This is a genomic window from Streptomyces sp. NPDC126503 (genome assembly GCF_040302405.1).
Classification (GTDB): domain Bacteria; phylum Actinomycetota; class Actinomycetes; order Streptomycetales; family Streptomycetaceae; genus Streptomyces; species Streptomyces gulbargensis.
On record NZ_JBEORS010000003.1, the window covers coordinates 212315 to 237213 of the forward strand.

At 73.9% G+C, this 24899-nt stretch carries 24 protein-coding genes; 8 read left to right on the forward strand and 16 right to left on the reverse strand.

Going from position 1 to position 24899, the window contains the following annotated elements:
- The first annotated feature begins 167 nt into the window (after window positions 1-167).
- Entirely contained in the window at window positions 168-296 is a 129-nt protein-coding gene (locus ABTY40_RS06120) for a hypothetical protein (protein ID WP_352058403.1), read from the forward strand.
- 56 nt (window positions 297-352) lie between these two features.
- Here the strand turns inward: ABTY40_RS06120 and ABTY40_RS06125 are convergent, their stop codons facing one another.
- Complete coding sequence (locus tag ABTY40_RS06125; protein WP_352058404.1) at window positions 353-931, reverse strand: isochorismatase family protein; 579 nt, start codon at window positions 929-931, stop codon at window positions 353-355.
- Window positions 932-1144: 213 nt separating this feature from the next.
- Here ABTY40_RS06125 and ABTY40_RS06130 point away from each other — a divergent pair, with 213 nt between their 5' ends.
- Window positions 1145-1732, forward strand: coding sequence for a GNAT family N-acetyltransferase (locus ABTY40_RS06130; RefSeq protein WP_352058405.1), 588 nt, complete (start codon window positions 1145-1147; stop codon window positions 1730-1732).
- On the opposite strand, the gene ABTY40_RS06135 is transcribed toward ABTY40_RS06130, so the two are convergent.
- The 5 genes from ABTY40_RS06135 to ABTY40_RS06155 all read right to left on the reverse strand — a co-directional run bounded on the left by ABTY40_RS06135 (window position 1672) and on the right by ABTY40_RS06155 (window position 5118).
- On the reverse strand, window positions 1672-2154 hold the full coding sequence (locus tag ABTY40_RS06135) for a GNAT family N-acetyltransferase (RefSeq protein ID WP_352058406.1): 483 nt from the start codon (window positions 2152-2154) through the stop codon (window positions 1672-1674). The genes ABTY40_RS06130 and ABTY40_RS06135 overlap by 61 nt on opposite strands.
- 285 nt (window positions 2155-2439) lie before the next feature.
- Entirely contained in the window at window positions 2440-2667 is a 228-nt protein-coding gene (locus tag ABTY40_RS06140; RefSeq protein WP_352058407.1) for a hypothetical protein, read from the reverse strand.
- Between the two features lie 64 nt (window positions 2668-2731).
- Window positions 2732-3145 carry an STAS domain-containing protein gene (locus tag ABTY40_RS06145; RefSeq protein ID WP_352058408.1) on the reverse strand — a complete coding sequence of 138 codons (414 nt, stop codon included), beginning with the start codon at window positions 3143-3145 and terminating at the stop codon, window positions 2732-2734.
- A 242-nt stretch (window positions 3146-3387) separates the two neighbouring features.
- The gene (locus tag ABTY40_RS06150; RefSeq protein ID WP_345284619.1) at window positions 3388-3594 is read right to left on the reverse strand and encodes a cold-shock protein; all 207 of its coding nucleotides are present in this window, start codon (window positions 3592-3594) and stop codon (window positions 3388-3390) included.
- A gap of 111 nt (window positions 3595-3705) precedes the next feature.
- Complete coding sequence (locus ABTY40_RS06155) at window positions 3706-5118, reverse strand: aminopeptidase P family protein (protein WP_352058409.1); 1413 nt, start codon at window positions 5116-5118, stop codon at window positions 3706-3708.
- A gap of 431 nt (window positions 5119-5549) precedes the next feature.
- On the opposite strand from ABTY40_RS06155, the gene ABTY40_RS06160 reads away from it, so the two are divergent.
- Complete coding sequence (locus tag ABTY40_RS06160; protein ID WP_352058410.1) at window positions 5550-6605, forward strand: LuxR family transcriptional regulator; 1056 nt, start codon at window positions 5550-5552, stop codon at window positions 6603-6605.
- A gap of 77 nt (window positions 6606-6682) precedes the next feature.
- On the opposite strand, the gene ABTY40_RS06165 is transcribed toward ABTY40_RS06160, so the two are convergent.
- A complete protein-coding gene (locus ABTY40_RS06165; protein ID WP_352058554.1) occupies window positions 6683-7327 on the reverse strand; it encodes a response regulator in 645 nt (214 codons plus the stop codon).
- 312 nt (window positions 7328-7639) lie between these two features.
- Here ABTY40_RS06165 and ABTY40_RS06170 point away from each other — a divergent pair, with 312 nt between their 5' ends.
- The 3 genes from ABTY40_RS06170 (at window position 7640) to ABTY40_RS06180 (ending at window position 11192) form a co-directional block, all read left to right on the forward strand.
- Window positions 7640-8647, forward strand: coding sequence for an ABC transporter ATP-binding protein (locus ABTY40_RS06170; RefSeq protein WP_352058411.1), 1008 nt, complete (start codon window positions 7640-7642; stop codon window positions 8645-8647).
- Entirely contained in the window at window positions 8644-9477 is an 834-nt protein-coding gene (locus ABTY40_RS06175) for an ABC transporter permease (protein ID WP_352058412.1), read from the forward strand. Before ABTY40_RS06170 ends, ABTY40_RS06175 begins: the two co-directional genes overlap by 4 nt.
- A gap of 128 nt (window positions 9478-9605) precedes the next feature.
- Complete coding sequence (locus ABTY40_RS06180; RefSeq protein ID WP_352058413.1) at window positions 9606-11192, forward strand: sensor histidine kinase; 1587 nt, start codon at window positions 9606-9608, stop codon at window positions 11190-11192.
- 91 nt (window positions 11193-11283) lie between these two features.
- Here ABTY40_RS06180 and ABTY40_RS06185 read toward each other — a convergent pair whose 3' ends face one another.
- From ABTY40_RS06185 to pgfA, 9 genes are all read right to left on the reverse strand, one after another.
- Window positions 11284-11772 carry a DedA family protein gene (locus ABTY40_RS06185; protein WP_352058414.1) on the reverse strand — a complete coding sequence of 163 codons (489 nt, stop codon included), beginning with the start codon at window positions 11770-11772 and terminating at the stop codon, window positions 11284-11286.
- A gap of 327 nt (window positions 11773-12099) precedes the next feature.
- Window positions 12100-12345 (reverse strand): Trm112 family protein, encoded by a 246-nt coding sequence (locus ABTY40_RS06190; protein WP_352058415.1) that lies wholly within the window; start codon window positions 12343-12345, stop codon window positions 12100-12102.
- The gene (locus tag ABTY40_RS06195) at window positions 12342-13247 is read right to left on the reverse strand and encodes a DMT family transporter (RefSeq protein WP_352058416.1); all 906 of its coding nucleotides are present in this window, start codon (window positions 13245-13247) and stop codon (window positions 12342-12344) included. Before ABTY40_RS06195 ends, ABTY40_RS06190 begins: the two co-directional genes overlap by 4 nt.
- 3 nt (window positions 13248-13250) lie before the next feature.
- Entirely contained in the window at window positions 13251-14048 is a 798-nt protein-coding gene (locus ABTY40_RS06200) for a class I SAM-dependent methyltransferase (RefSeq protein ID WP_352058417.1), read from the reverse strand.
- Window positions 14045-15532: a condensation protein gene (locus ABTY40_RS06205; protein WP_502990498.1), complete on the reverse strand. Its 1488-nt coding sequence runs from the start codon at window positions 15530-15532 to the stop codon at window positions 14045-14047. The genes ABTY40_RS06200 and ABTY40_RS06205 overlap by 4 nt, the downstream gene beginning before the upstream one ends.
- Before the next feature lie 116 nt (window positions 15533-15648).
- Complete coding sequence (locus ABTY40_RS06210; RefSeq protein ID WP_352058419.1) at window positions 15649-19947, reverse strand: alpha-(1->3)-arabinofuranosyltransferase domain-containing protein; 4299 nt, start codon at window positions 19945-19947, stop codon at window positions 15649-15651.
- 22 nt (window positions 19948-19969) lie between these two features.
- Window positions 19970-20719, reverse strand: a complete 750-nt coding sequence (locus ABTY40_RS06215) for a class I SAM-dependent methyltransferase (RefSeq protein WP_352058420.1) — start codon at window positions 20717-20719, stop codon at window positions 19970-19972.
- Window positions 20712-21938: a glycosyltransferase family 4 protein gene (locus tag ABTY40_RS06220; RefSeq protein ID WP_352058421.1), complete on the reverse strand. Its 1227-nt coding sequence runs from the start codon at window positions 21936-21938 to the stop codon at window positions 20712-20714. The genes ABTY40_RS06215 and ABTY40_RS06220 overlap by 8 nt, the downstream gene beginning before the upstream one ends.
- Window positions 21939-22245: 307 nt before the next feature.
- Window positions 22246-23199 carry a cell envelope lipid trafficking protein PgfA gene (gene pgfA, locus ABTY40_RS06225; RefSeq protein ID WP_352058422.1) on the reverse strand — a complete coding sequence of 318 codons (954 nt, stop codon included), beginning with the start codon at window positions 23197-23199 and terminating at the stop codon, window positions 22246-22248.
- Window positions 23200-23436: 237 nt separating this feature from the next.
- Between pgfA and ABTY40_RS06230 the strand changes: the two genes are divergently transcribed.
- The gene (locus tag ABTY40_RS06230; RefSeq protein WP_352058423.1) at window positions 23437-23619 is read left to right on the forward strand and encodes a hypothetical protein; all 183 of its coding nucleotides are present in this window, start codon (window positions 23437-23439) and stop codon (window positions 23617-23619) included.
- A gap of 88 nt (window positions 23620-23707) precedes the next feature.
- A complete protein-coding gene (locus tag ABTY40_RS06235) occupies window positions 23708-24895 on the forward strand; it encodes a PucR family transcriptional regulator (RefSeq protein ID WP_352058424.1) in 1188 nt (395 codons plus the stop codon).
- Window positions 24896-24899 lie beyond the last annotated feature (4 nt).

Below are 24899 nucleotides of genomic sequence, written 5' to 3' on the forward strand. Positions count from 1 at the left end.
AGATCCCCCGCGCCGTCAGCGAGAAGCCGTCGCCGTTCAGAAGTGGAACGGCTGCGGCCCCTGCCGGCAGGCGCACATGGCGGCGGCGTGCGCGGCGGGGCCGAGCGAGACCGGCATCGAACCGGCCCGGCCAGGGCGGGCCGGGCGACGTCCGCGAGGCGGCGCCGGTGGCGCTCGCGCTGCGGGTGCCGGCCGAGCCGGCGCCGCTCTCCGACGAGGACGGCGCGGAGGTACGGGCGCAGGGGTGGAGCGACCGCGTGATCACGGAGGTGGCGGAGGCACTCCCGCCCTGCTGAGACGCCTTCCACCCGCTCGCGGGCACCGGCCGCCGCCTCCGGCCGACCGGGGGCTTTCAACGACCCCCGGGGGCCGCGAAGGTGACGGCGGAGGCCGGCACGGTGACCTCCGCGTCCGAGCCCAGGGCGTACGCGGCGACACGCGAGGCGACCGCGGCCGGGACCGCCTCGCAGACGCCGGGCACGGCGGGGACGTCCTGCGTGGCGTGGGCGTCGTACGGCACGACGACCCGGTGGCCGAGCTCCAGGGCCGTACGGGCCGTCGCCTGCACGCACATCTCCGACATCACGCCGCAGACGGCGACCGCGCGCACGCCCAGGCCGGTCAGCAGGCCGCCGAGCGGCGTGTCCTCGAAGCCGTCGTCGTACGTCTTGCGCACGACCGTCTCGCGCGGTCCGGGCAGGACGGGGTGGTGGAGCTCCCAGCCGGGCGTGTGGGGCTCGTCCTCCGCGCCGGGCGGTCCGTCGTTCTGGAGGTGGACGACGAGCGCGCCGGCCACCCGGGCCCGCGCTATCAGGTCGGCCGTACGATCCACCAGGCGGCGCGCGTCGGGCACGGCGCCGGGGCCGGTGACGAAGGCGGACTGCACGTCCACGACGAGCAGGGCGTCCACCGGAGGCAGGGAAGAGACCATCCGCCCATCATCACGGGCCGGCCCCCGGCACGGCCACGGAATAAACGCCCGGCCTCCGAGCCGCGGCCGGGCCCAGGGGGTGCCTTATCGATCTGGCCGGATCAGGGAGCGGCGTCCGGTGCCCGGGGTCTCCCCCGGCCCTCCGGGCCCAGGGGAAGAGCGCAAGGCGGAGGAGAGAGTCCACGCGGTGAGACACCCCCTAGCATGGCGGCCATGAGCACCGTCGAGAAGACCCCCGCGGCAGCCCGTCGCCCCGACCGGCTCAGGCCGCGGTCCGACGACGACCTGGAGGCGTGCGTAAGGGTCCTCGCCGAGGTCCACCGCGCCGACGGGTACCCGGTCGACTGGCCCGCGCGGCCCGGCGCGTGGCTGGCACCCGCCGCCGCGCTGGGGGCCTGGGTCGCGGAGCGCGAGGGTGCCGTGACCGGGCACGTGGCTCTGGCCGCCGCCGGGGACGGCGATCTCGCCCCGGCGCTGTGGAGCGGGCGGAACGGCTCACGGGCCGCCGCGACGGCGGTCGTCGGCCGGCTGTTCGTCGCCCCGTGGGCCAGGGGCCGTGGCCTCGGCGCCCTCCTGCTGGGCCGGGCCGTGGAGGAGGCCCGGGGCCGGGGTCTCCATCCGGTGCTCGACGTCGTGGCCTCCGACACCGCCGCGACGGCCCTCTACGAGCGGCTCGGCTGGCGGCGGCTGGCCACCGTCGCCCAGCGCTGGGGCCCCTCGCGGGAGGTGTCCGTCCACTGCTACGCGGCTCCGCTCCCCTCGGAGCCGCCGTCCTCGGCGAGCGCGGTCAGACGCTTGTAGAAGTGGACGTCCTCCGCGCCGCCGGGGATGCCGAGAGTGCGGCCGGTCTCGACGTATCCGTGGCGCCGGTAGAAGTCGGGGGCCTGGAAGGTGAACGAGGAGACGGTCGCGCGGTCGCAGCCGCGCCGCCGGGCCTCCTCCTCGGCGGCGCGCAGGAGCCGGCTCCCCCAGCCGTCGCGGCGGCTGTCCTCGCGGATCCACAGCATCTCGATGCCGAGCAGCCCGCCCCATGTCCAGGCGGTCAGACCGCCGATCACCTCGCCGGACTCGTCGACGGCCTTCACCGACAGCTCTCCCTGGTCCTCGGGCGTGGTGCCGGTCGCCGGGAAGTTGAAGGCGTCGAGGCCCTTGTCGAGGACCGCCTGGAGCTCGGGGTCACCGTGGCCGACGGACAGACGCGGCGCGTCATGATCATGCTTCATGCGGCCCGATTCTGGCACAGCCGTTCGGACGCCGGAGGGTGCCCGGCGGTGCGCGGGAACCGGGTCACGGGGTCCAGGGCGCCCCGGTGGACGCGGCGGCCCGCCACCGGGGAGCCGGAGCCGCCCCGGTCCGCCGGACGTGCCCCCTCGCGCCGCTCCCCCGCCTCACCCGCCCCGCGTGGCCGGGGTGAGCAGCCAGTGGCCGGCGATGCCGGTGAGGAGGAGTCCGGCGAGGAGGGTCCGCCCGCCAGGGCCGCCTCCGCGTGCCATGACGTCCGGCGTCGCTCATCGGCCTTCTCCTTCGCTCGCGGCGGGCACACGGGCGCCGGTGTCCCGGTCGGCCGGGTGACGCCGGACCGGTCCGCGATCGGCCGTCGGCGCCGGAGGCATCGACCGGAAGGGCGCCACCGTACGGGCGGCCTCGACCTTCACGTCGTACGGACTGGCCTCGCCCAGCTGGTCGATGATGCCGAGCACGAGGAACGAGGGCGTGGTCCACCGGACTTCAGGCACACGGCGACGATATCGCGGCGCCCTCCGCCGGAAGCCTTCGGTGATCGACTTGCCGGTGCATGGCTCAAGGCACCACCTCGCCGCACCGTCCGGGGTCGAGCGGCCCGGGAGGGCGGGAGGGCAGCACGGGGTCGAGCGACCCGTAAGGGGCGAAGGGGCGGGGGCGCAGCAGTTCGTCGAGGGCGGTCAGCCGGATGAGCCGGAGCAGCCAGGGCTGGTCGCACACCAGCCACCAGCGGACTCCGCTCTCCCGTGCCCGTCCCGCTCCGTGGGCGAGGAGGCCGAGCCCCGTCGCGTCGCAGAAGGCGAGCCGGCGGACGTCGACGGTCAGGGCGTCCGACTCGCGGACGAGGGCGTCGAGCTCGGGGCGCAGGCGGCGGACCTGCACGAGGTCGAGTTCGCCGAGGAGCGCCGCGACGGTGTGGCCGTCGGACGAGCGGACGAGGAGGTGCGGGTCGTGACGGGGGATCAGCTGCATCGGACGCTCCACAGGGTGGGGCCAGGTGTCACGACGAGCGTGGCCGCCCCGTCCAGGAGAGGCACGTTTCGCCTGGTCCACTGTCACCTGAATCGGTGAATGTACGGCTCCGGCCCGCTCACCCGTTCGCCTCGGGCGTCCCCCTCCCGCCCCACCGGCCGCAGCCGTCCCGCCCCCGCCGCGGCGGACACGTCCCGCCGGGCGGTGCCGGCCGGTGCGGGTGCGCGCAGCGGCCGGCACCGTCAGGGGCGGATCTCCTTCGCCTCGAAACGGCCCTCTCCGAGGACCAGCACGAACGAGACCTGCTGCCCTTCCGAAAGGGCCTGGGCCCCGCCTTCCACGTCCTCGGCCCGGAAGTAGACCGGGTCCTCGGAGCCCACGGCGAGGACGAACCCGTAACCGGCGTGACGGTTGAAGGACTGAACGAAACCGGTGACCCTGTTTTCCACGACGCCTCCTCGGCTCCCGGCGCGCACGCGCCTTCCGAGGAGATCCCTACCCCGTGACGGCGGAACCGTCTGTCCGCCCCCCGGGCGAGGCGGGCGGGCCGGGTGCGGGGGTCACCCCGCGAAACGGGCCATCCACGCCTCGACCTCGTCGGCGGTGCGCGGCAGGCCGGCCGAGAGGTTCTCGTGCCCGTCGGCGGTGACCAGCAGGTCGTCCTCGATCCGTACCCCGATGCCGCGCCACTCCTCCGGCACCGTGAGGTCGTCGGCCTGGAAGTACAGGCCGGGCTCGACGGTGAGCACCATGCCCGGCTCCAGGACGCCGTCGACGTACTGCTCCGTCCGGGCGGTGGCGCAGTCGTGCACGTCGAGGCCGAGCATGTGCCCGGTACCGGCCATGGTGAAGCGGCGCTGGAGGCCGAGGGCGTACGCCCGGTCCACGGGACCCTCGATGAAACCCCACTCGACCAGGCGCGCGGTGAGACTGCGCTGGGCCGCCTCGTGGAAGGCGCGGTAGGGGGCGCCGGGCTCGACCGCGGCCATGCCGGCCTCCTGGGCCTCGTACACCGCCTCGTACACCCGCCGCTGGAGCGGGCTGAAGGTGCCGGAGACCGGCAGGGTGCGGGTGACGTCGGCGGTGTAGAGCGTACGGGTCTCCACGCCGGCGTCGAGCAGGAGGAGGTCGCCGGGGCGGACCGGGCCGTCGTTGTCGGTCCAGTGCATGATCGTGGCGTGCTCACCGGCGGCGCAGATCGAGCCGTAGCCGACGGAGTTCCCCTCGAGGCGGGCGCGGCGGAAGAAGGTGCCCTCGATCCACCGCTCGGAGGTGGCGACCGCCCGGGACAGCTCCCCCACGACGTCGGTGAAGCCGCGCACGGTGGAGTCGCAGGCCTTGCGGAGCTCGGCGATCTCCCAGTCGTCCTTGACGAGCCGGAGCTCGCCGAGGGCCGTCTCCAGCTCGGCGTCCCGCTCCTCGTCGGTGGTGACGGCCGCCTCCAGGGCCGGGTCGTGCCCGCGGACGATCCGGGTCGGCGCGCCGGAGCCCGCCGCCAGGTCCCGGGCGGCCGTCCGCACGTCGCGGCAGGGCAGGCCGAGGACGCGCTCGGACTCGGCGAGGGAGCGGCGGCGGCCCGTCCACAGCTCGGCGTGGTAGCCGGTCCAGAACTCGTCGTCGTCGCGGCTGTCGCGCGGGAGCTGGTAGCAGTAGGCGTCGTGGCCGCCGTCGGCGCGCGGTTCGAGGACGAGGGCACCGTCCCGGGCCTGGTCACCGGTCATGTGCACGTAACCGGAGTAGGGACGGAAGGGGTACGGATCGTCGTTCGAACGCGTCTTTAGGTTGCCGGACGGGACAACGAGGCGTTCGCCGGGGAAGCGCGCGGAGAGCGCGGCGCGGCGCCGGGCCGCGTACGGGGCCTGCTCGTCCGGCTCCAGGTCGTGCCGTTCGGTGTCCGCCCAGCCCGTGCGCATGAGCGCGGACAGTTCCTCGGAGATGCCGTCGTACAGCCCGTTCTTGCGGCGCTTGGCCATGAGGTGCTCCTTTCGTCCCGGTGGGTGACCGGATGTGCGTGACCGGGTGTGCGTCCGTGCGGTGCGGTGCCGATGGCCACCGGGTGGCGGGCGGGCGCCGCGGCCCGGGGTCGTCCCGGTGACCGGTGAGTGCCGGTGGCCGCGGCGGTGCCGGACGGCCTGCCGGTGGCGCGGGCGACGGCGGCGCCAGGGGTCCTGGCGTGGCGATGAAACGTGACGGTGGCGGGGTCCCGGTCGTGGCGGTGCCAGGAGCCGCCGTGAAGCCGTTGCCGCCGTTCCCCTCCCCCGGGCCGGCCGGTGGTGCGTGTCCGAGCCCGGACGGTACCGGCGGGCGAGCCGCCGCGGGGCCCGGAAGTGCCAGTGGCACGGATCGGCCATCCGCCCCCGCCCCACCCGCCTCCGACCCGGCGGCCGCCGTCGATAATGCGGCCATGACTTCTGCCTCCCCGGCCCCCGCCTCCCCGCCCCGGGCGGACACCGCGTTCTCCCCCCGGGCGGCCTCCGCGCACGGCCGGCTCGCCGGCGCCCTGCGGCTGCTGGGGGTCGGCGAGGTCGCGAGCCGGGTCTACCTGGCCCTGCTGGAGCGGGCGCCCGCGCCTCTCGACGCGGTCGGGGAGGCGGCCGGGCTGGGCGGCGCGGCGCTCACCGCGGCGTATGGCGAACTGGTCGACGCCGGTCTGGCGAGTGCCGCCACGGGGCCGGGGGACGTCGTGGCGCCGGTGCCGCCCGCCGCGGGCCTGGAGATCCTGGGCCGGCACCGGGCGGCGGAGCTGGACGAGTCGCGCATCACCGTCGGGGGCGCCTTCGAGTCCTTCCGGCGGCAGCGCCTGGCCTCGTACAACGACCATCTGGTGGAGGTCGTGACCGGAGACGCCGTGGGCCCGCGGATGCGGCAGGCGTGGGCCAGTGCCCGGGAGCAGATCCGGCAGCTCGACTCGCCGCCCTACTTCCCCCTGCCCGGGGCGACGGAGGACGCCCTGGCCACGCTGGCGCGCGGCGTGACGCAGCGGGTCGTGTACTCGCGCGCCTCGCTGGAGCACCCGGGCAACCTGACGGCGAGCATCGAGCCCTGCATCGAGGCCGGTGAACAGGCGCGGGTGCTGCCCTCCGTCCCGGTCAAACTGGTGATCATCGACGAGGCGTACGCGCTGGTGTCGCTCTCCATCCGGGAGGCCGACGTCCACAACACGATGCTGGTGGTGCAGCCGTGCGGCCTGCTCTCCGCCCTCGTGGCCCTCTTCGAGCAGACCTGGAACAGCGCCCTGCCCTTCCACGGCGGCTCCGCCCCGCGCCCGGGCGGTCCGCCGCCCGCCGACCGGCGTCTCCTGGGCCTCCTCGCGGCCGGCGCGCCCGACGAGGTCATCGCCCGCGAGCTCGGCATCAGCCGCCGCACGCTCTTCCGCCGGGTCCAGATCCTGATGGCCAGGCTGGGGGCCACCAGCCGTTTCCAGATGGCCCTTCAGGCGCAGCGCGCGGGCTGGCTCTGACCCGGAGTCCGCACGCGCCGGCGCCCCCTCCCCCGCACTGGGGGCGTCCCGCCTCCCTCAGGCCGGGCCGGTGAGGATCAGGCGGGGCCCGGCTCGATCAGGCCGGCCTCGTGGGCGGCGACGGCCGCCTCCACCCGGTTGCGTACGCCCAGTTTGGTGAGGACGGCGCTGACGTGGGCCTTGACCGTGCCCTCGACCAGGTGCAGCCGGTTCGCGATCTCCGCGTTGGACAGCCCCGCGCCGAGTGCGGCCAGTACCTCGCGCTCCCGTTCCGTCAGCCGGTGCAGCGGACGGCGGGGGTGCGCCGACCGGTGGGCGCGCAGGCCGGCGATGACGCGGCCGGCGACCCGGGGGGACAGGTAGGCGCCGCCGGTGCCCACCGCCCGTACGCCGTTGAGGAGTTCGCGCGGGTCGTCCGCCTTCAGCAGGAAGCCGTCGGCGCCTTCCTCCAGAGCGCGGGTGATGTACGCGTCCTGCCCGAAGGTGGTCAGCATGATCACGCCGACCGCCGGCAGCTCCCTGCGGAACCGGGCCACCGCCGACAGACCGTCGAGGCCGGGCATCTGGATGTCCAGCAGAACCACGTCCGGCCGGTGCCGGTGGGCGAGCGCGAGGGCCTCGTGCCCGTCGCCCGCCTCCGCGACCACCTCGGTGTGCGCATCCCGCGCCAGGACGGCCCGGATGCCCGCCCTGACCAGGGCCTCGTCGTCCGCGACCAGGATCCTCACCGCTCGGCCGCCCGCCGTCTTCTCGTCCACACGGACGAGCCTAGGGCCAGGTCCCGCCGTTCGGGCGCGGGTCGCCGGAGATCCTCCCGGGGGACGAGGGCACCCCTGACGAACGGCGGGAAGCCGCTGCCCTTCGGCCGATGGGCGCGGCCCCCGCCCGCTCCTAGCGTCGGTGCCGTACGGGAAAGGCGGCGGGCCACCCGCCGTCTCCGTGAACCGCGCCCCCTTCCCGTACGCCGACCGCGCCACGCCGTTCCGGCACGCCGCGAGGGCGGCGCGACCACCGACCGACTGTGAGGAACTTCTGTGATCAGCCTCAGAGGACTGACGAAGCGTTACGGCGACAAGCTCGCCGTGGACGATCTGACCCTGGACGTCCGCTCCGGCCGTGTGACCGGCTTCCTCGGTCCCAACGGGGCCGGGAAGTCCACCACCATGCGCATGATCCTGGGGCTCGACCATCCCACGCGCGGGCGGGCTCTGATCGCCGGCCAGCCCTACTCCGATCTGCGCCGGCCGCTGCGGGCGGTCGGCGCGATGCTGGACGCCCGGGCCGTCCATCCCGCGCGTTCCGGCCGCGCGCATCTGATCGCCCAGGCCAGGGCCAACGGCATCCCGGTGCGCCGGGTGGACGAGGTGCTGGAGACGGTGGGCCTCGGTGAGGCCGCCCGCCGGCCGGCGGGGACGTACTCGCTGGGCATGAGCGGCCGGCTGGGGGTGGCGGGCGCGCTGCTCGGTGATCCCCCGGTGCTGATCCTGGACGAGCCGGTGAACGGCCTCGACCCCGACGGCGTGCGGTGGATCCGGCGGCTCGTGCGGGACCGGGCGGCGGAGGGGCGCACCGTCTTCCTCTCCAGCCATCTGATGAGCGAGATGCAGCTGACCGCCGATCACCTCGTCGTCATCGGCCGCGGCCGGCTGCTCGACGACACCTCCATGGCCGATTTCCTGGCCTCCGCCTCCCCCGCCTCCGCGCGTGCCTCGGTGCCCGACCCGCAGGAGCGGGCGGTGCTGGTCCGCCGCCTGACGGCGTTCGACGGGGTGGGCGTGGAGACGTCGGCGGACGGCACGCTCCTGGTCGAGGGCCGCACGGCCGCCGAGGTCGGGGACCTCGCCCACCACTGCGGCGTACGGCTGCACGGTCTGGGCGATGTCCGCGTGTCCCTGGAGCAGGCGTACATGGATCTGACCGCGCGGAGCGTCGAGTACGTGACGGGCGGACCCGCCTCGAAGACCACGGAGCCACCGGACGGCACGGACGGCGGGAGCAGCCGGAGCGGCAGGGGCGGCGGCGCGGAAGGGGACGGGCGATGAGCACGACGACGAGGCACGGCGGATCGACGGGACCGGAGGAAACGGGGACCGCGCCGGTCAGGCCCGGGCCCAGGGAGGCGCGCGGGTCCGGCGGGTTCGCGGGCGCCGTGGCCGCCGAGTGGAGCAAGTTGTGGTCCGTCAGGTCCGCGTGGATCTGTCTCGCCGCCGGGCTCCTGGTCACGGGCGTGTTCACCTTCTACTACGCCTCGATCGCCCGCATCAACGGCCATCCGGTGCAGCCGGTCGCGAACGCGGCGGCCGCCTCCGCCATGATCTCGCAGTTCGCCGTGGTCGTCCTCGCCACGGTCGCGGTCACCTCGGAGTACGCGACCGGGAGCGTGCGGTCCTCGCTCCTGGCGGTGCCGCGCCGGCACCTCGTCCAGGGGGCGAAGGCGCTCGTGGCGGGCGCCGTCGCCTTCCTCGGCGGTGCCGTGTACGGGGTCGTGGGTACGGCGGTGGCGTGGGGACCGTTCGAGGGGCGGGCCTCGTTCGAGCCGGGGACGGCCCTCGGGCAGGTCCTCGGGCTGGCGGTCTACGAGGCGCTCGTCGCCGTGCTCACCGTCGGCGTGGCCTTCGCGGCCCGGCACGCGGCCGGCGCCCTCTCCGTCCTTGTCCTCCTGCTGTGGGGGCTGCCCAGTGTGCTCCTCGGGCTCGGCGGCGAGACGCTCGCGGCCGTCGAGGACCGTCTCCCCTACGGGGCGGGCGACCACCTCATGCGGGCCGGCGCCGACGCTCCGTACGGCACGACGACGGCCGTCCTCGTGGTGGCGGCGTGGGCCGCGGCGGCCCACCTCACCGGTCTGTACGTGCTGCGGCGCAGGGACGCCTGAGACCGGGCGGGCCGCCCGGCACGGCCGCCCGCCCGGTGCCGGTGCCCGACAATCGAACGGAACGCATCGCGCGGGCGGCGTGCGGGGACCGCACGTGCCGAGACGACCGGAAAGGACGCCGATCCCTCATGCGGCATCTCCGCACACCCCCGGTCCGGCACCTGCTCGTCGACGTGACGCTGTGGGCGGCGCTCGCCGCCGCCACCTGGTACGGCTTCCGGGACGCGGGCGGGGCCTCGCCGGTGACGGGCCTGCTGCTCCCGGCGGCCGTCCTGGCGGTGGCAGTACCGCTGTCGCGGGCCCGGCCGGGGGTGGCGGTGTGTCTCGCGAACGGTCTGTGCGCCCTGGGGCTCGCGGGCTCCTCGACCCCCGCCAACGCGCAGGTCCTTTCGGTGGCCGTGCTGAGCTGTCTGCTGGGCGCCCGGGTCGGGCCGGCCCGGGGTCCCTCGCTGGTGCTGGCCGGGTGCCTGGCCGTCGACGTGGCGGTCTGCGCGGTGCTGCGGGTGCCGCCGGTGTGGTGGTTCTACGCCGTGACCGTCCTGCCCGCCGCCCTGCTGCTGCCGTGGCTGGCCGGCCGGCAGTGGCGCGGCCGGCGGGAGCTCGTCCGCGAGGGGTGGCGGCTGGCCCGGAGCCTGGAGGAGCGGCAGCACCTGGTCGCGGAGCGGGCCCGGCTGACCGAACGCGCCGCCATCGCCGCCGACATGCACGACTCCCTGGGGCACGCGCTCAGCCTGGTCGCGCTGCGGGCCGGCGCCCTGGAGCTCTCCCCCGACCTCACCGCGCGCGACCGCGCCGACCTGGCCGACCTGCGCGGGACCGTCGTGGACGCCGTCGAACAGCTGCGGGAGACGGTAGCCGCGCTGCACGAGCCCCGTGAGCCGGGTACGGCGGACACCGCCGTACCGGAGACGGTGGACGACCTCCTGGCGCGGGCGGTCGCCTCCGGGGTGCCGCTGCGCTGGGAGCGGCGCGGACCGGCTCCCGTGCTGTCGCCGCTGGTCGCGCGCGGGCTGTACCGGGTGGTGCAGGAGGCGCTGACCAACGCCGTGAAGCACGCGCCGGGCGGCACGGTCCGGGTGACCCTCGTCCACGAGGCCGACCGCACCCGGGTGACCGTGGTCAACACGGTTCCCGCGCCGGGGGCCGGCCGGACCGCCGGACCGGGCCGCCGGGGCCTGCCGGGGTTGCGGGAGCGGGTGGCCGTGCTCGGCGGTTCGCTGACGGCCGGTCCGCACCGGGACGGGTTCCGGCTCACCGCCGTCCTCCCCCACCGGGCACCGGACCGCCGGACGCCCGGCGCGGGCGGTGACGGCTCCGCGACCGCCCCCGAATCGGCCGCACGCCTCGCGCGGGCCCGGCGCAGCGCCCGCCGCCGCTCCGCCCTCGCCTTCGCGGCACCGGTCGCGGCGGCGGTCTTCTTCGTCCCGGCCGCCGTCCTCCTGGCCTGGCAGCTGACGACCGGGGTGCTGCCGCCTTCGCGGTTCGCGGACCTGGAGCCGGGGCGGTCGCGTACGGACCTCGCCCCGGTCCTGCCGGAGCGTCCCTTCCCGTACCCGCCCGATCACGCCCGCTCGGCACCCGCCCCGGCGGGGACGCGCTGCGAGTTCTACCGCTCCGGCCGCGATCTGTGGGGGCCGGTCGACCTGTACCGGCTGTGCTGGTCGGGCGATGTCCTGCGGAGCAAGGACACACTGCCGGCGGAACCCGCCCCGTAGGCCGGCCGTCCCGGCTCCGCGCCGGCGCGGGGCAGGAGCCGCTCCGCGGCCGACGGCGCTCACGCCTCGCGTACGGGCCCGGCAGGCGGGTTCAGGACTCCTCGTCCCCGGCGTCGGGGGGAGCCGGCGGCGCCGCCCTTCTTCTTCTGCGGTACGCCACCCCGCCGCCCACGGCGAGGACGAGTCCGGCCACGGCGGCCACCCCGAGCGCCGGGTGCGCGGCGAACAGTCCGAGCAGCACTTCGAGCGCGCCGAGGCCCGCCGTCGCGTAGATCAGCGCCCAGGCCGCTCCCCCGAGGAACAGGGCGGGGAGGTATCGGGTCAGCGGCATGCGCATGCTGCCGGCCAGGAGGTTGGCGACGGTCTGAAAGCCGACGGTCAGGAAGGAGACGGCCACCACCGGCGCGCCCCACCGCTGGATCGCCCGTTCCACGCGCGCGAACTTGGCCGACGAGACGCGCTCCGCGAGTCTGCTCCGGCGGGCTCCTGCACCGGCCAGCCACCCGACGGCGAAGGTTCCTCCGGCGCGGAGCAGGACGATGACGTAGAGGGCGGCTGCCGTGAGCGCGACCTTACCCATGGCGTCTCACCCGGGCCGCCGGACCGCGGCCCGCGCCACCCCTCGACCGCCGCAGGGGCGCCGCCCCTGCGGCGCCACGACGGGCCCGAGCCCGGTCTCCGTCCGTCACCTGCGCGCTACCTCTGCCCGTTCCGTCCGTCCCGTGCCTTCCCCCTCGGCGGCCCCGTCACCCGGTCCGACGCCGAGCCGGGCCCGCCCGGCACGGCCAGACTAACCGAACGCCCGTGCGCCAGAGACCCACCGTGGTGCGCGGCGGGCGCACCCGGGAGGAGCGCGGTCGCGGCGGTGGGGTGCGTCGGCTCAGCGAACGTGCGCGGGACGGACGCCCTAAGCGCGGTCCCCGCCCGCGGAGTCGGACAGGCCGGCGGAGACGTCATGCTCGTTCTCGAGTGCAGGTTCCTCTTCGACGACCTGCACTCCGGAAGAAGGAAGCAGCTGAGGAATGCCGTCGACGATCGGATAGCGACGACGCAGGCGCGGGTTGTAGAGCGCGCCCCCGCTCTCGTCGAGGATCAGCGGCCCCTTGTCGAGCGGGCAGGCGAGGATCTTCAGCAGCGGGTTGTCAGGGGTCATGACCGGGTTCCTTCGGAAGTGGGGGTGTCCGCGTCGTGTCGCGGCAGGGTGAGCAGGACCGTCAGTGCGAGCACGATGCCGCCGAGACGCAGTATCAGTCGCAACGCGTCGTCGGGCAGCGGCTCGTCGAACGCGATCGTGCCGCTCACGACGGTGAACACACAGGTCACCGTCGAGCACACCGGCACGATCAGCGAGGCCCGGCAACGCTGGAGCGCGGTCTGTGACAGCACCAGACCACTGACCCCTGTCAGCAGGAGGAGGTACGGGTACGGGGAGGAGACCAGGGCGGGCACGCCACCCAGGAGGTCCGACGTGTCCAGATGTCCGGAGACGCCCTTGATGGCGAGCGAGCTGACGCCGTAGATCAGACCGACCGCGACCGCGTAGGCCACTCCTGTGGTCGGCTGCCGATGGCGCCGGCGGGCGCGCCGCTCCGCGGCCGTGTAGAGCGCCAGTCCGGCCACGAGGGTCGGCACGCACAGTGCCAGCAGGGTACCCGTGGGCGCGCTGCGGCTGATCTCCTCGCCGGACCCGTACAGCGAGGCCACCACCATCACCAGCGCCAGACCGATGACGGCCACCGCACGCCGCTCACGGCCGGAGGGGCGCTCACCGAGCACCACCGACGAGAGCACCAGCAGGAGGACAAGGCCGGACAGGAACAAGCCCTGGGCGGCGGCGATCGGCAGTGTGCGGTAGACAGCCAGCTGCGCGGCGAACCCCAGGGCCAGCGCCGTGGCCCCGCAGATCCACAAGGGTCTGCAGGCCAGCAGGATCAGGGCCCGGCCCGGCTGTGCGGCGCTCAGCGGCGGCATGCCTGCCAGCGCCCGCTTCTCCAGGACGAAGCCGGTGCTGTACAGGACGTTCGCCACCAAAGCGGCGGTCACACCCCACACCACGGGCTACACCTTTCTCGCATGCACGAGGAGGATGGAAGCGAGGGACGGCAGCCCACAGGCCAAGCGGTCCAGCGGGCGGAGCGGGCGCGGCACTCCGTGGAACGGCGCACCGGCGACCGTCACCACCTCGAACCCGGACGCCGCCACGAACTCACGCAGCGCTCGCGCCGTGTACAGCCTGAGATGGCCCACCACCTCCTTGCCCGGTCTGCCGTGGATGCGGCGCAGACTCACCTCGGAGAACACCGGCTGGACCCCGGCGAGCAGCAGGGCGCGGTTGTACCAGGCGCCGAGGTTCGGCGTCGAGAGCATCAGATGCCCACCCGGTCGCAGCACCCTGCGCAGTTCGTCGAGGGCGCTGTCGGGGTCGACAAGGTGCTCGACGACCTCGCTGAACAGCACGGCGTCGGCGCTGCCGGAGGCGAACGGCAGCCCGCTGCCGGTCAGCTCGCCGCGGACGACCTGGCCCAGGCGCGGTGCCGCCCGGCGCAGGGCGTCCTGCGACCAGTCGATGCCCACGATGCGGTGCCCGTCCAGGACGCGGGTGGCGGTCGCGCCCGCCGAGCCGTCCCCGCAGCCCACGTCGAGCACGATCGCGGCCGGGCGGCCGGGTCCGACGGGGCCGAGCGCATCGGCCAGCATCCGGGCCTGGCGCAGGGTACGGGCTTCCCCCGAGGCGACGGGAACGGTGGGGTTCTCGTAGAAGTCCCGAAGCCCGGGAACCGGCCGACCCGGCGAAGCCACCGCCGCCTCGGGCGACTTCCCGGTGGTTGCTGCGGAGCCACTGGCGGAGAGAGTCATGACGGCCTCTGGTGGTGGTCCTGGGCGGAGCGGGCTCCGCCTGGCGTGGGGTCGGGATGCCGCGTGTCGCGGTGGTACGGGCCGCCCGGGCCCGGTGCGTGATCCCGGGCCGGAGTCGCCCCGGCGTCCGCGGCGGTGGCGTCCGTCTCCCCGGTCGCGGCTCCCGGCCCCGGCCCCGTCCCCGGAGCATTCGCCCCGGCAGAGGTGAGAGACGTTGTCGACAGCGACGCCGCGAACAAACCCATCAGGTCCGCACCGGCCGCGTCATCGAGCAGCGCCCGCGACCAGCGCAGCGTCACATGCAGTCGCCCGCCGGTGGATGCCGCGGCCACGCTCAGCCCGCGCGGCATCCGCGCCGGTGCGGAGAACCACACGGCCGTCGCCCGGCCGGCGTCGCCGAAGTCCAGCGTGTACGGCACGCGTCCGATGTTGGTGACCAGTGCCGTCGACATCCAGGGCGCCGCCACCCGCCGTGCGCCACGGGTGAGCACGCCCCTGATGCCGACCGGCAGCAGCGGTGCGGTCAGCAGACTCGCCCCGGCACCGAGGGGGGCGCCCTGGACCGACTTCAGTGCGTGGGTGCGCCGAGCGGTGGTGCGCAGCAACCGGGCCACGGCCGCCGGGTCCGGCCGCTCGCCGAGCAGCAGGTCCGCGTCGTGCGGGTCCTCGGGGGTCATGGCCACCTCGACGAGCCGGGTTCCGTTGCCCATCGGCATCTCCGTGCCGCGCGGCCGGTCGTCGACGGGCATCGTGATCCGTACCGCACCGGCCCGCCGGCCTTGCGAGACGTTCCAGCGGGTCACCATCAGCGATGTGGCGACCAGCAGTTGGTCGTTGACGGTCCAGGGCGGGTGGCCTCCGTCCCGCGTCACACGCCGAGGAACGGGCAGGTCCGTCTGCAGCATGCCGTTGCCCACGGCGCGGGCGCGTACCGGCTCGGGGCGGGAGTCCGGCGCGACGCGTACGGGGCGCGTACGTACGGCGCGACCTGTCCCGCTCGGAGCGGGGCCCGGGCGCCCCGGCCGGACCCGCCGGGTGACCGGGGCGGGGTCCACTCCTCCGTACTGGTCCGCGGTCGTGGCGAGGAGCCGCAGCCCCGACGGCGCGTCGAGGGCGGTGTGATGCATCGTCAGCAGGAGCACGGTCCCGGGCCGCGAAGCCTCGCCCGCCGCCGACGGCTCCGGGGCGCCCGTTCCCTCTCCCATCTCGACGACTTCCAGGCGCAGGGGCGGCGACAGGGTGAGCGGCGGGCATGCGCTCAGCGCGCGGGCCCGGGCGGCGGCCAACGCGTCGGGACCCCGCCCCGCGAGGACCACCGGGTCGCTGTCCGGTTCGCCGGTCAGCTCCCACGCGAAGGACCGCCGGTGCCGACGGCCGGGCACTTCGCGCACCAGCACCCTGGAGTGCGTCAGCAGCGCCCGCCGGAACGCGGCCCGCAGCCGTGCCGGGTCCAGTCGTCCGGGCAGATGTACCTCGATGTGCACGCTCTCCGGTTCGTCGTCACTGAGGCAGTGACGCGACACCTCGTCCACGGTCGGAAAGGGGATCCGGACCCCGCCGGGAGGCGTATCGGTCCCCCCGGCGGGGGTCCAGGGCCCGGTCACGAGGGGCCACCGCCTTCCGGCCGCCGAAGGGGCGGCTCCGGCCGGTGCCCGTCGCCGGTTCCGCGCGGCTCGGCCGTGACCACCGGTCCGGCTTCCGGCGCGTCGGAATCGCCGTCCTCGCGCCCGTCGTCACGCCCGCGCCGGTCGCCACGGCCACGGGCGGCGACGGACGCCGGCCTCACCGCGGTCACCAGGGCGGAGGCCAGGGCGATCAGCGCGAGCACCTGGGCGAAGCCGCTGAACGCGCCCTCCCCGGTGGCGACCGGCTCCCCGGCGCCGACGGCCGCGACGAGGCCCGCTCCGGCCATCGCCGCCGCCGCGGTCGGCACCAGCACGGCCGGCCGGAACCGCGCCGCCACGGCGAGTACGGGCACGACCAGGGCCAGCGGCCCCGCCGCCACCGCGACGACCGCGGTCAGCGCGAGCGTTCCGAGCAGCATCCCCGGCGGCGGCGGCTCGGGCAGCTCCTCGTCGCTCCCCCCGTCTCCGCGTCGGCGGCCCACGAAGGCCAGGGCGGCCAGGGCGACGAGGGCGAACGCACCGCCGACCAGAGCTGCCCGGTACGCCCCCGAGGGCTCGAACTCCATGGTCACCGTGCCGGACGCCCCGGCCGGAATCACCCAGGCCTGCTGCCAGCCGTCGAGGCGCACCGGCTCCAGCTCCGTGCCGTCCAGGGTGGCCTTCCAACCGTCGTTGGCGTTCTCGTAGGTCCGCAGGTACGTCGCCTCGCCCGAGCCGGCCGACACCGAAACGGTCCGGCTGTCGTCGGTCCACCGGGTGACGGTGGCCTCGCGGCCCGCCGCTCCCTCCAGTTCCCGCGGAGTGCCCCGGGTCAGCGTGACGTCGGTGATCGCCAGCGGCCCCGCGTCACCCGCCTCCACCTCGTGATCGCCGGGCGGAAGTTCCAGGGTGCCGTCCTTCTCCTCCCCCGCGCAGAGGGCGACGGTGACGGGCCGCCGCTCGGTGAGGTCCCGGACGAGTCCGGAGGCCTTCGTCTTGTGCAGCACACCGCCCACAGCGAGGTCCGGGCCCTGACCGCACGGCAGCGAGAAGCGCGCGGACGGCTTCGCCCGCGGCACACGCAGATCGGCCAGTGCGGGAACGTGCACCTCGCTCAGCCCGACCGGCAGCTGCAACCCCGCGTTCGCCACCGGATTGTGGACGGTGAGCGGGGCGACCCTGCTGACGGTGATGTCGAGCCGGTTCGTCTCGATCTGCGGGAAGCGGACCCGCCCGTTCTCGTCGACGTCGGCCACCGCGGCGCCGTGCGGGGAGCCGATCATCACCTGCTCGGGCCGGGTGGACACCCCGCCCGCCGGCGCGAGGATGACCTCGTCGATCTTCTTCTTCCGGGGCCAGCTCAGGTGGATGACGGGCCGGTCGCCCGCGATCCAGGCGGTGGTGAGGTCACCGTCGACCAGGTTGCGGGCGCTGAGCGACGTGCCGCCCCGGCTGATGGAGTCCACACTGGCCGTCACCCGGTCCTTCGGCCCGGGTGCCGAGCGGTCGAGCAGTTCATCGAGCGCGCCGCCGGGCACGGCGACGGCTCGCGCCGACACCTGGTACTCGCCCGGTTCCCGGGTGCTGAACCGCCGGTGCAGTCCCACCTCGGCCGATACGGGCGACAGGCCGCCCGGGTCGGTTCCGCGGTGCAGGGAGTACACGCTCGCCGCCGCGTCGGTGTGCGCCGCGTCGGCGGGCAGCACCAGCATGCGCGTCACCTGCACGTCCGGGATCGACACCTCGGCGAATCCGGCCCCGGAGAGGCCCGGTCGCGCCTGTTGCGCGGCGACGATGGTGATCTTCATCCAGGAGGACTCGCCCGAGGGAGCCTTGACGGTCTGCGGCAGGCCGTTCGTCTGCAGGGGGCTGTCGGCCGAACCGCGGTCGGTCTCGACCCGCACCCGGGTGGGCGCCGCGCGCATCGAGTCGCCCGGCAGGGGCGTCAGCTGGATGGAGGCCGGGATGTCGGTCGGCCGGGAGAACTCCACGCTGAGCCACTGTCCGGCCGGCTCGCCCGGGCTGCCCTCGGCCCACGCGGTGTCCGGGTTGCCGTCGAAGGCGTGCACCGGGTCGTACTGCGGCAGGTGGAACAGCCAGTTGCCACTGCTGGAAGCCGTCACGGCACGGGCGCCGCGCAGCACCGCCGTGGTCTGGTGGTCGGTGCCCTCCGACGGCAGGATCTGCTTGGGCTTCTCGCCCGGGTTCTGCAGGCTGCCGGAGTGATTGCGCTCGTCCGCGGTGTAGGTGTACGAGGTGTTGTTGTTGACCAGGCCGAACCGGGTGTCGGCTCGACGCAACCCGTCCGCGACCGCCTTCACCGGCGGGACGACGCCCTGGGGAAGACCGTCCCCCGCCAGTACGGCCGGCCGCTCGGCCATCGAGGGATCGGCGGACAGCTGGAGCAGCGCCTCGGGTCCGCCACTGACCACGGCCGTGTCGGCCACGGCCGAGACGCCGACCCGGTCGGGCCTCCCGTCGCGCCCCTGCGGCTGATAAATCTCCACGGCCTGGAGCCGCGGGTAGAGCCCCTGCACCTGGATCGGGGTGTCGGCGGCGATGCGTCCGCCGGTCACCAGCGGTCCGAACCCGGTGATCTTGCGGTAGCCGGACGATTCCAGGGTCCGCTTCACCGTCTGCGGCGGGACGTAGCCGATCTGGTCGGGGTCGAGGTCGTTGCGGACGACCACCTCGTGCACGCCGGCCCGTGCCAGGTAGGCCTGGAGGCCCGGAACCTCTGAGCCCGACAGCAGCGCCTGCTCGACCGCGTCCGTCATGCGGCGTGCTCCGGGAGTACCGAAGGGCACGAAGTCACGCTGCGCCCAGGGGGTCTCGGCCAGGACGTCGAACGGCTGGTCGATGGGGGATCCCCAGGTGTAGATGCCGTGCGCCGTCGCCGGTACGACCAGTGCCCGGCTGTTCGGGGCGTTGTCCTCGAGCCAGTCGGCGGCCTTCTCCCAGTGGGTGGGGAGTTTGGTGAACGCCCCGGGCTGCAGGATCGAGCCGTTGGCGTACGGAAGCGCCAGACCGGGCAGTACCAGCACCGCCGTGGCAGCGGGCACCCAGCGGCGACCGCGACGTGCGCGAGTCCCCCTGTTCTCGGACAGCACGGCTGTCAGATGGGCCAGTCCGAGGGCGAGCGCGAGGGCCAGTCCCGGCTGGAACTTGTAGATGTTGCGGAACGGCTTCAGCGGCCCGTTCAACCAGTCCTGGACGGCGCCGTGGAACGGACCGCCGAAGGCTCCGCCGTACCCGGCGAGCGTGATCAGGACGACGGCCAGGACGGTCAGCATCAGCCAGCGGCGCTCCGGCAGGTCCCGCCGGGCCAGGCCCGCGAGGCCCAGCGCCGCGGCGAACGCCGAACCGAGAACGGTGACGACGGAGGTCGCGACGGTCCAGCCGGCCGGCAGCCATGCCTCACCGAAGTTCAGATACGCCACCCAGTTGCCGGCGCCGCGCAGCAGCTCGGTCGCGGACATGGTGGCGGTGGTCGTGTCGGCCTGCTCCACGTACGGCATGAAGTTCTCGCCGTACCTGCCGAGCAGGAGCAGCGGGACCACCCACCACACGGTGGCCAGCACGACGCCCGGTATCCACCAGCCCAGCAGCGCCCGCCGACGCCGGCCGGGAGGGCGGCTGAGCAGGTACAGACCCACGGGCAGCAGCGCCGCCAGTGTCGAGGCGGCGTTCACGCCGCCCATGAAGGGGATCAGCAGGGCCGAACGCGCGGCGGCCGTCCGGGGGCTCGCCTTCGCGGAGGTCAACGGCAGCAGCACCCACGGCAGCACGGCACCGGGCAGCGCGGCGGCTGAGGTCGATCCGATGACGATCGTGAAGGTGGGCCACAGCGCGTAGACGACCGCACCGACAACCCGGGACGCGGGCGTCCCCACGCCCAGCCGTTCGGCGAGCCGGAGCGCGCCCCAGAAGGCGGCGGTCACGATGATCGACAGCCAGAGCCGTTCGGCCAGCCACACCGGCACCTGGAGGAGGTCCATGAGCGCGTAGTAGGGCAGTGCCGGGAAGGCGTAGCCGATGTACTGGTTGGCTATGCCGCCGAGGCCCACGTTGCCGTTCCACAGCGAACCGAGGTCGCCGATGAAGCGCCAGGGGTCGAGGGCGACGCCGAGTTTGGTCTCGAACGTCATCTTCCCCGGTGACACCGCGAGGAACGACACCAGGACGACGGCCCAGAAGCCGAACAGCAGGCGTCGTCCGCGCGGATCACCGAACGCCTCCGAGGGCTTCGGGCCGGGCTGCGGCACCCGCGTGGGTGCCTGGACCGTAGTGGTCATGACCGTTCCTCGCTTCGCATGCTCATGGGCTTCGCCTGAGAATCAGCAGCAGATTCCAGGTGGCGATCTCGCGGAGTCCCGGCACCCGGGTGATCGTGCTCGCGAGGAACGGCCAGTAACGGGAGCGCGCCGTGACGACCTGCACATCGTCGCGGCCGCGGACGTGCCGAAGGGTGGGACCGATATGGACGGGGAAGAGGTTCTCGCCGAGCGTGTGCTTGGCCTCCCGGCCGGTGCGCCGTTCGTAGCGTTCGCGGGCCCGGCCGGCCCCGAGGTAGTGCCACGGCGCGGTCTCGTGGCCTCCCCAGGGTGAGAGCCAGTTGGTGAACGACAGATAGATCAGCCCGCCGGGGCGGGTGACTCGCGCCATCTCGCTGATGAACGTCTGCGGGTCCGACACGTGCTCCAGCACATTGGACGAGAAGCACACGTCCGCCGCCCCGTCGGCGAGCGGCAGCAGATATCCGTCGGCGAGCACCGCGCCCTCGGTGACCGGGCCGCCGGCGCTCAGTTCCCGCGGGTCGGGCTCGAAGAGGTAGCTCTGCGCACCACGGCGGCGGAACTCCTTGGTGAAGTGGCCGCTGCCGCCGCCGACGTCGACGACGATCTTGCCGGCCAGGTCGATATGACGTGCCACCTGTGCGACCGAGTCACGGGCCAACAGGGAGTAGCACCCTTCGGGATCGCTGGGTTCGCGCATGAACGCCCGGAAGAGGGCGGCCGATCGCCTCAGCGACGGATCCTTGAATCCGCGTTCGGTGATCTCAGCCATGGCCGTGCCCGCCGCGTTCCTGGGCGGCGGCGCGGGCCACCGCCTCGGCGGCGACCTCCTGGAACTGACGGACCGCCGTACTCCAGCGGAAGCGCTTGGCGCGCTGCGCGGCGGCACGTCCCATGGACGCGCGCCGTTCGGTGCTGAGGGACAAGGTGCACCACGCGGCGGCGAACGAACTTTCGCCCCGGGCGAGCACCCCGGTCTCCCCGTCCTCGATGGAGTCGCACAGGCCGGGTATGTCGAAACCGATCGCCGGGGTGGCCCGGGCCGCTGCCTCGGTGACGACCAGCCCCCAGCCCTCGACGAGGGAAGGGTGCAGCAGCAGCCACGCCTCACACATCAGCCGGTGCTTCTCGGCGTCCGACACCCGGCCGGCGAACGTCACGGCGGGGCCGGCCATGGCCTCGAGGCGTGACCGTTCGGGACCGTCACCCACGATGACGAGTCGGCCACCGGTGACGGGGCGGACCCGCTCCCACAACCGGAGGAGCAGGTCGATGCGCTTGTACTCCACCAGCCGGCCGACGGCCAGGAACAGCGGCTCCTTCGCCTCGGGCAACAGGGGGCCGGGCTCCTCGACGCCGTTGTTGACGATCCGGATGCGGTCCGCGGCCACGCCGATGCCGCGCAGCTCGGAGGCGGTCGACTCCGAGACGGCCACCACCAGGTTGTCGCGGTGCGATCCCGCCAGTGCCCAGTGCTCCAGCCTGCGCCCGAGCCGTGCCGCCGGGCCCGGGTAACGCATCTGCCAGAGATCCGTATGCACGTGGTTGACCAGGCACAACGTCGGTCCACGATGCCACAGCGGCGCCAGGTACGGCATGCCGTTGCAGACCTCGACCAGCAGGTCGCAGACGCCGACCTCCCGGGCGAGGGTCGCCCTGGCGCGCACGAAGTGACCTGCGTCGCCTCCCGCGGAGACCACCCGGTAGTCGCGCGGGGCGGCCGGTCCACCGCACACGAGCGTCACCTCGTGGCCGCCGGCGGTCAGACCGTCGGCTATCCGGTCGATCAGCAGTTCCGAGCCACCGGCTGCCCGGTTGGCCAGGTCGCGGCGGGCGAGAAAGGTGATCCTGCGCGGCAGAGGTGCGTCGGGGGATGCGACGTGCGGGTCAGGGGCAGGCGAGTCGGCGACGTGGCTGCCGGTGCGGGCTTGAGCGGGGACGGAAAAGGAGTCCTTCTGGCCGAGGGCCAGGGCGGACGCGCGCTGGGGCATAGAGGTGCTCCAACTCGGGGCTTCGAGAGGCAGGCGGGTGGGGTTGCCGGGCTTCCGGGGATGAAGCGCTGGGCTGGCTCGGTGTGCGGGTACTGCGGCTATCGGTGTGCGGGTGCTGTGGTGCGGACCGGGCCTGGGCATGTGGGCGTCCTGTCCGCACCGGGACGGTGGGAGACCCTCGGGCGAGAGCCGGTTCCACCGGGAAACACTGGCCTTACTGAGTGGTAACGTCAGTGTTCGTTCAAGCGATTCGTTCCGGCTACTCACGGCGGTGACAAGTTCGGGCCGTTCGAGGAGTCGTGTTTCATCACTCTTCTGAGTGTCGCGGCCGTCGGCCCCGAACCAGCAGCACCGTGCCCGCGGCGACCAGCAGACCGCCCGCGATCCCACCCGCCAGAGGCGCGGTCTCACCGAGCAGCTCCAGTCGGCCGCTGTCCTCGGAGGCCAGCTTCACCTGCTCGCGCCGGGTCGCGTCGGTGAATTCCAGCCGCTCGCTGGACAGCAGGGTGACCGCGTCCTTCCGTGAACCCGGGGCCCGTAGCGTCTTCGTCGGAGCGATCAGCGCGTTCATGATCCGTCCCGTTCGCGGGTCCACGGTGAGCTCGATCCTCGCGTTGGAGTACCACTCCTCGGCCAGCACCTGGCCCGGCCTCGAACTGCCGACCAGCACGCCGGGCACCAGACGGGTGCCGGTAGCGGTGGCCTTGACGGCGCCGACGAAGCGGTAACCCTCGTGCCCGTCGATCCTGGTGACCCCGTCGAACTCCAGCGGCACGGTGGCGCCCAGACTGCTGTCCCACCAGTCGTACGTGCGCTTCTCGACGTCGAACGGGAACTTCAGGTAGGCCTCGCCCTCGAACCCGGGCTTCTCCTCGCAGCAGTGCACCGGAAGGTTCGTCCGGCGGTCGGTCACCCATCGCTCGGTGGTCCACTGGAGGGACTTCCGCGGGTCGGCGAGCGGCAGCGTCTTCGGCGTGTCGATCTGGGTCGACACATCCCAGATCGCGTTTCCGGTGCGCTCACTGCCGGCGACGTCCCCCAGCACCCGGCGGGTGATCGTTATCGTCTGGTCGTCCACCGTGGAAACGGACCCGGTGTCGAAGTAGCTGCCCTGACCTTCGAAGACCGTCGTGGAGACCGTATCGGTCGGCGTGCGTTTGGCGCGCGGCTCCACGTACCAGGCGAGCAGTTGGGTGAGCACCAGCAGAAAGACACCGGCACCCAGCAGAATCAGGGACAAAAGTGATATGGAACGACGCATGCGGGTACTCCGATACGGACGCGAGATGCGGAAGTTCACGGCGGTGCGGGACGGGCCGCGCGCACGGATCACAGCCTGCCCGGGGCGATGAGCGACTTACCCGGTGGTAACACTGCTGTGAACGGCGAAGCTAGGTGGAGCTTGACCACCTGTCAATGCGCCTCGCATACTGACCGCGCCGGACCGGGCCGGCGCGCTGGGTGACAGACCTCATCGACTGAGAGGCCGATCATCCTCATGTCCAGACTCTTCGCCGCCCTCCTGACCTGCGTCGCCGCTGCCGCTCTGGCCACAGGCGCCGCCTTTGGAATCGTGGCCGCTCTCGACGCCACACCCGAGCAGCAGAACGTGCCGCTCGTCACATTCCCCGACCCGCCCACCCACGGGCCCTCCAGCACAGCCGGCCCCGGCGCGGGCTAGTTTGCGCCTGTGCAGGCCGGCTGACCGAGCTCATGAAGACCGGACATCCAGGAGCGGTGGTTTGGAAGCCTCGTCAGCGTGGCGCGACGTGCCACGAGAACGGATTCAGCAGTTCGCCGACCGGGCCCTGGAGCAGGTCCCCGAGCTGGCCCAGGACATCCTCGCCGAGATCCGGCGGGAGTACCCGGGCCTGGTGTTCATCGTCGACGAGTCCGGAGAGCCCAAGGCCTTGGTGGCGATCCGGCACGCGCTGGAGCTCTTCGTGGAGCAGATGATCACCGGCGCGGACCGGCCGAGCGCCCTTCCCGAGATGTTCCGGGACTTCGGGCGGGGTGAGGTCGCACACGGGCGCAGCCTGGACTCCCTGCAGGGGATCTACCGGCTGGGCGTGCGCCTTTCCTGGCGGCGCATGGCGGAGATCGGCCAGCAGGCCGAGATTCCGTCCTCAGCCATGTACGAGCTCGCCGAGTCCGCGTTCGAGTACCTCGACGTGATAGTGGCCCAGTCGGTACAGGGCTACGCCGAAGCCATCGCCCGCCAGGCCGGGGAGCGGCTCCGCCTGCAACGTCTTCTCGTCGCTCTCCTGCTCGCCGAGCACCGCTCGGATCCGTCCGCCGTCCTCGCCGACCGCGCGGCGGACGTGGGTTGGCACCTGCCCGAGAAGGTCGCGGTGGCCGTGCTGCTTCGCCCTGCCGCGGAGGCGGTCGCCCCGGCCGTGGGCGACGAGGTGCTGTTCGACATGGAGGGCGAACGGCCGCGCCTCGTCGTACCCGACCCGGACGCCCCCGGACGCGCGGAGTTGCTGCACCGGGCAGTCGCCGGCTGGTCCGGCGCGATCGGCCCGCCGGTTCCCGTGTCCGAGGCCGCCACGTCGCTGCGATGGGCCGATGCCGCTGTCAGGATGATCGAACAGGGCCTGCTGCCGCGAGGACGGCTCCTGAACTGCGGCGAGCACGTCGAAGCCCTGGTACTGCTGCCCGCAGGTGAGTTGATCGACGATCTGGCGCGAAGGAGGCTGGCGCGGCTGGACGAGTCCGGCGGGCCGGCGCACGCCCACCGTCTCGCCGAGACACTGCTGGCTTGGCTGGAGACGCGGGGAGGCGCTCCGGAGGTGGCCGCCCGGCTCGGAGTCCACCCGCAGACCGTGCGCTACCGGCTGAGACAGCTCCGCGAGTTGTGGGGCGACGACCTGGACGACCCGGACCGGCGCTTCGAACTGGAGCTGGTGCTCCGTACCCGACGGCTGCGCGGAGATCTCGTGCCGCCGCCTGACTGATCCC

Bases quoted from the DNA above. Each gene is read 5' to 3' on its own strand.
- ABTY40_RS06220 (WP_352058421.1), bottom strand. From the start codon at position 21,938: ATGCCCCAGCGCGCGTCCGCCCTGGCCCTCGGCCAGAAGGACTCCTTT.
- ABTY40_RS06180 (WP_352058413.1), top strand. From the start codon at position 9,606: ATGCGGCATCTCCGCACACCCCCGGTCCGGCACCTGCTCGTCGACGTG.
- ABTY40_RS06145 (WP_352058408.1), bottom strand. From the start codon at position 3,145: ATGCAGCTGATCCCCCGTCACGACCCGCACCTCCTCGTCCGCTCGTCC.
- ABTY40_RS06200 (WP_352058417.1), bottom strand. From the start codon at position 14,048: ATGACTCTCTCCGCCAGTGGCTCCGCAGCAACCACCGGGAAGTCGCCC.
- ABTY40_RS06125 (WP_352058404.1), bottom strand. From the start codon at position 931: ATGGTCTCTTCCCTGCCTCCGGTGGACGCCCTGCTCGTCGTGGACGTG.
- ABTY40_RS06190 (WP_352058415.1), bottom strand. From the start codon at position 12,345: ATGACCCCTGACAACCCGCTGCTGAAGATCCTCGCCTGCCCGCTCGAC.
- ABTY40_RS06135 (WP_352058406.1), bottom strand. From the start codon at position 2,154: ATGAAGCATGATCATGACGCGCCGCGTCTGTCCGTCGGCCACGGTGAC.
- ABTY40_RS06160 (WP_352058410.1), top strand. From the start codon at position 5,550: ATGACTTCTGCCTCCCCGGCCCCCGCCTCCCCGCCCCGGGCGGACACC.
- ABTY40_RS06215 (WP_352058420.1), bottom strand. From the start codon at position 20,719: ATGGCTGAGATCACCGAACGCGGATTCAAGGATCCGTCGCTGAGGCGA.
- pgfA (WP_352058422.1), bottom strand. From the start codon at position 23,199: ATGCGTCGTTCCATATCACTTTTGTCCCTGATTCTGCTGGGTGCCGGT.
- ABTY40_RS06130 (WP_352058405.1), top strand. From the start codon at position 1,145: ATGAGCACCGTCGAGAAGACCCCCGCGGCAGCCCGTCGCCCCGACCGG.
- ABTY40_RS06185 (WP_352058414.1), bottom strand. From the start codon at position 11,772: ATGGGTAAGGTCGCGCTCACGGCAGCCGCCCTCTACGTCATCGTCCTG.
- ABTY40_RS06175 (WP_352058412.1), top strand. From the start codon at position 8,644: ATGAGCACGACGACGAGGCACGGCGGATCGACGGGACCGGAGGAAACG.
- ABTY40_RS06230 (WP_352058423.1), top strand. From the start codon at position 23,437: ATGTCCAGACTCTTCGCCGCCCTCCTGACCTGCGTCGCCGCTGCCGCT.
- ABTY40_RS06155 (WP_352058409.1), bottom strand. From the start codon at position 5,118: ATGGCCAAGCGCCGCAAGAACGGGCTGTACGACGGCATCTCCGAGGAA.
- ABTY40_RS06210 (WP_352058419.1), bottom strand. From the start codon at position 19,947: ATGACCACTACGGTCCAGGCACCCACGCGGGTGCCGCAGCCCGGCCCG.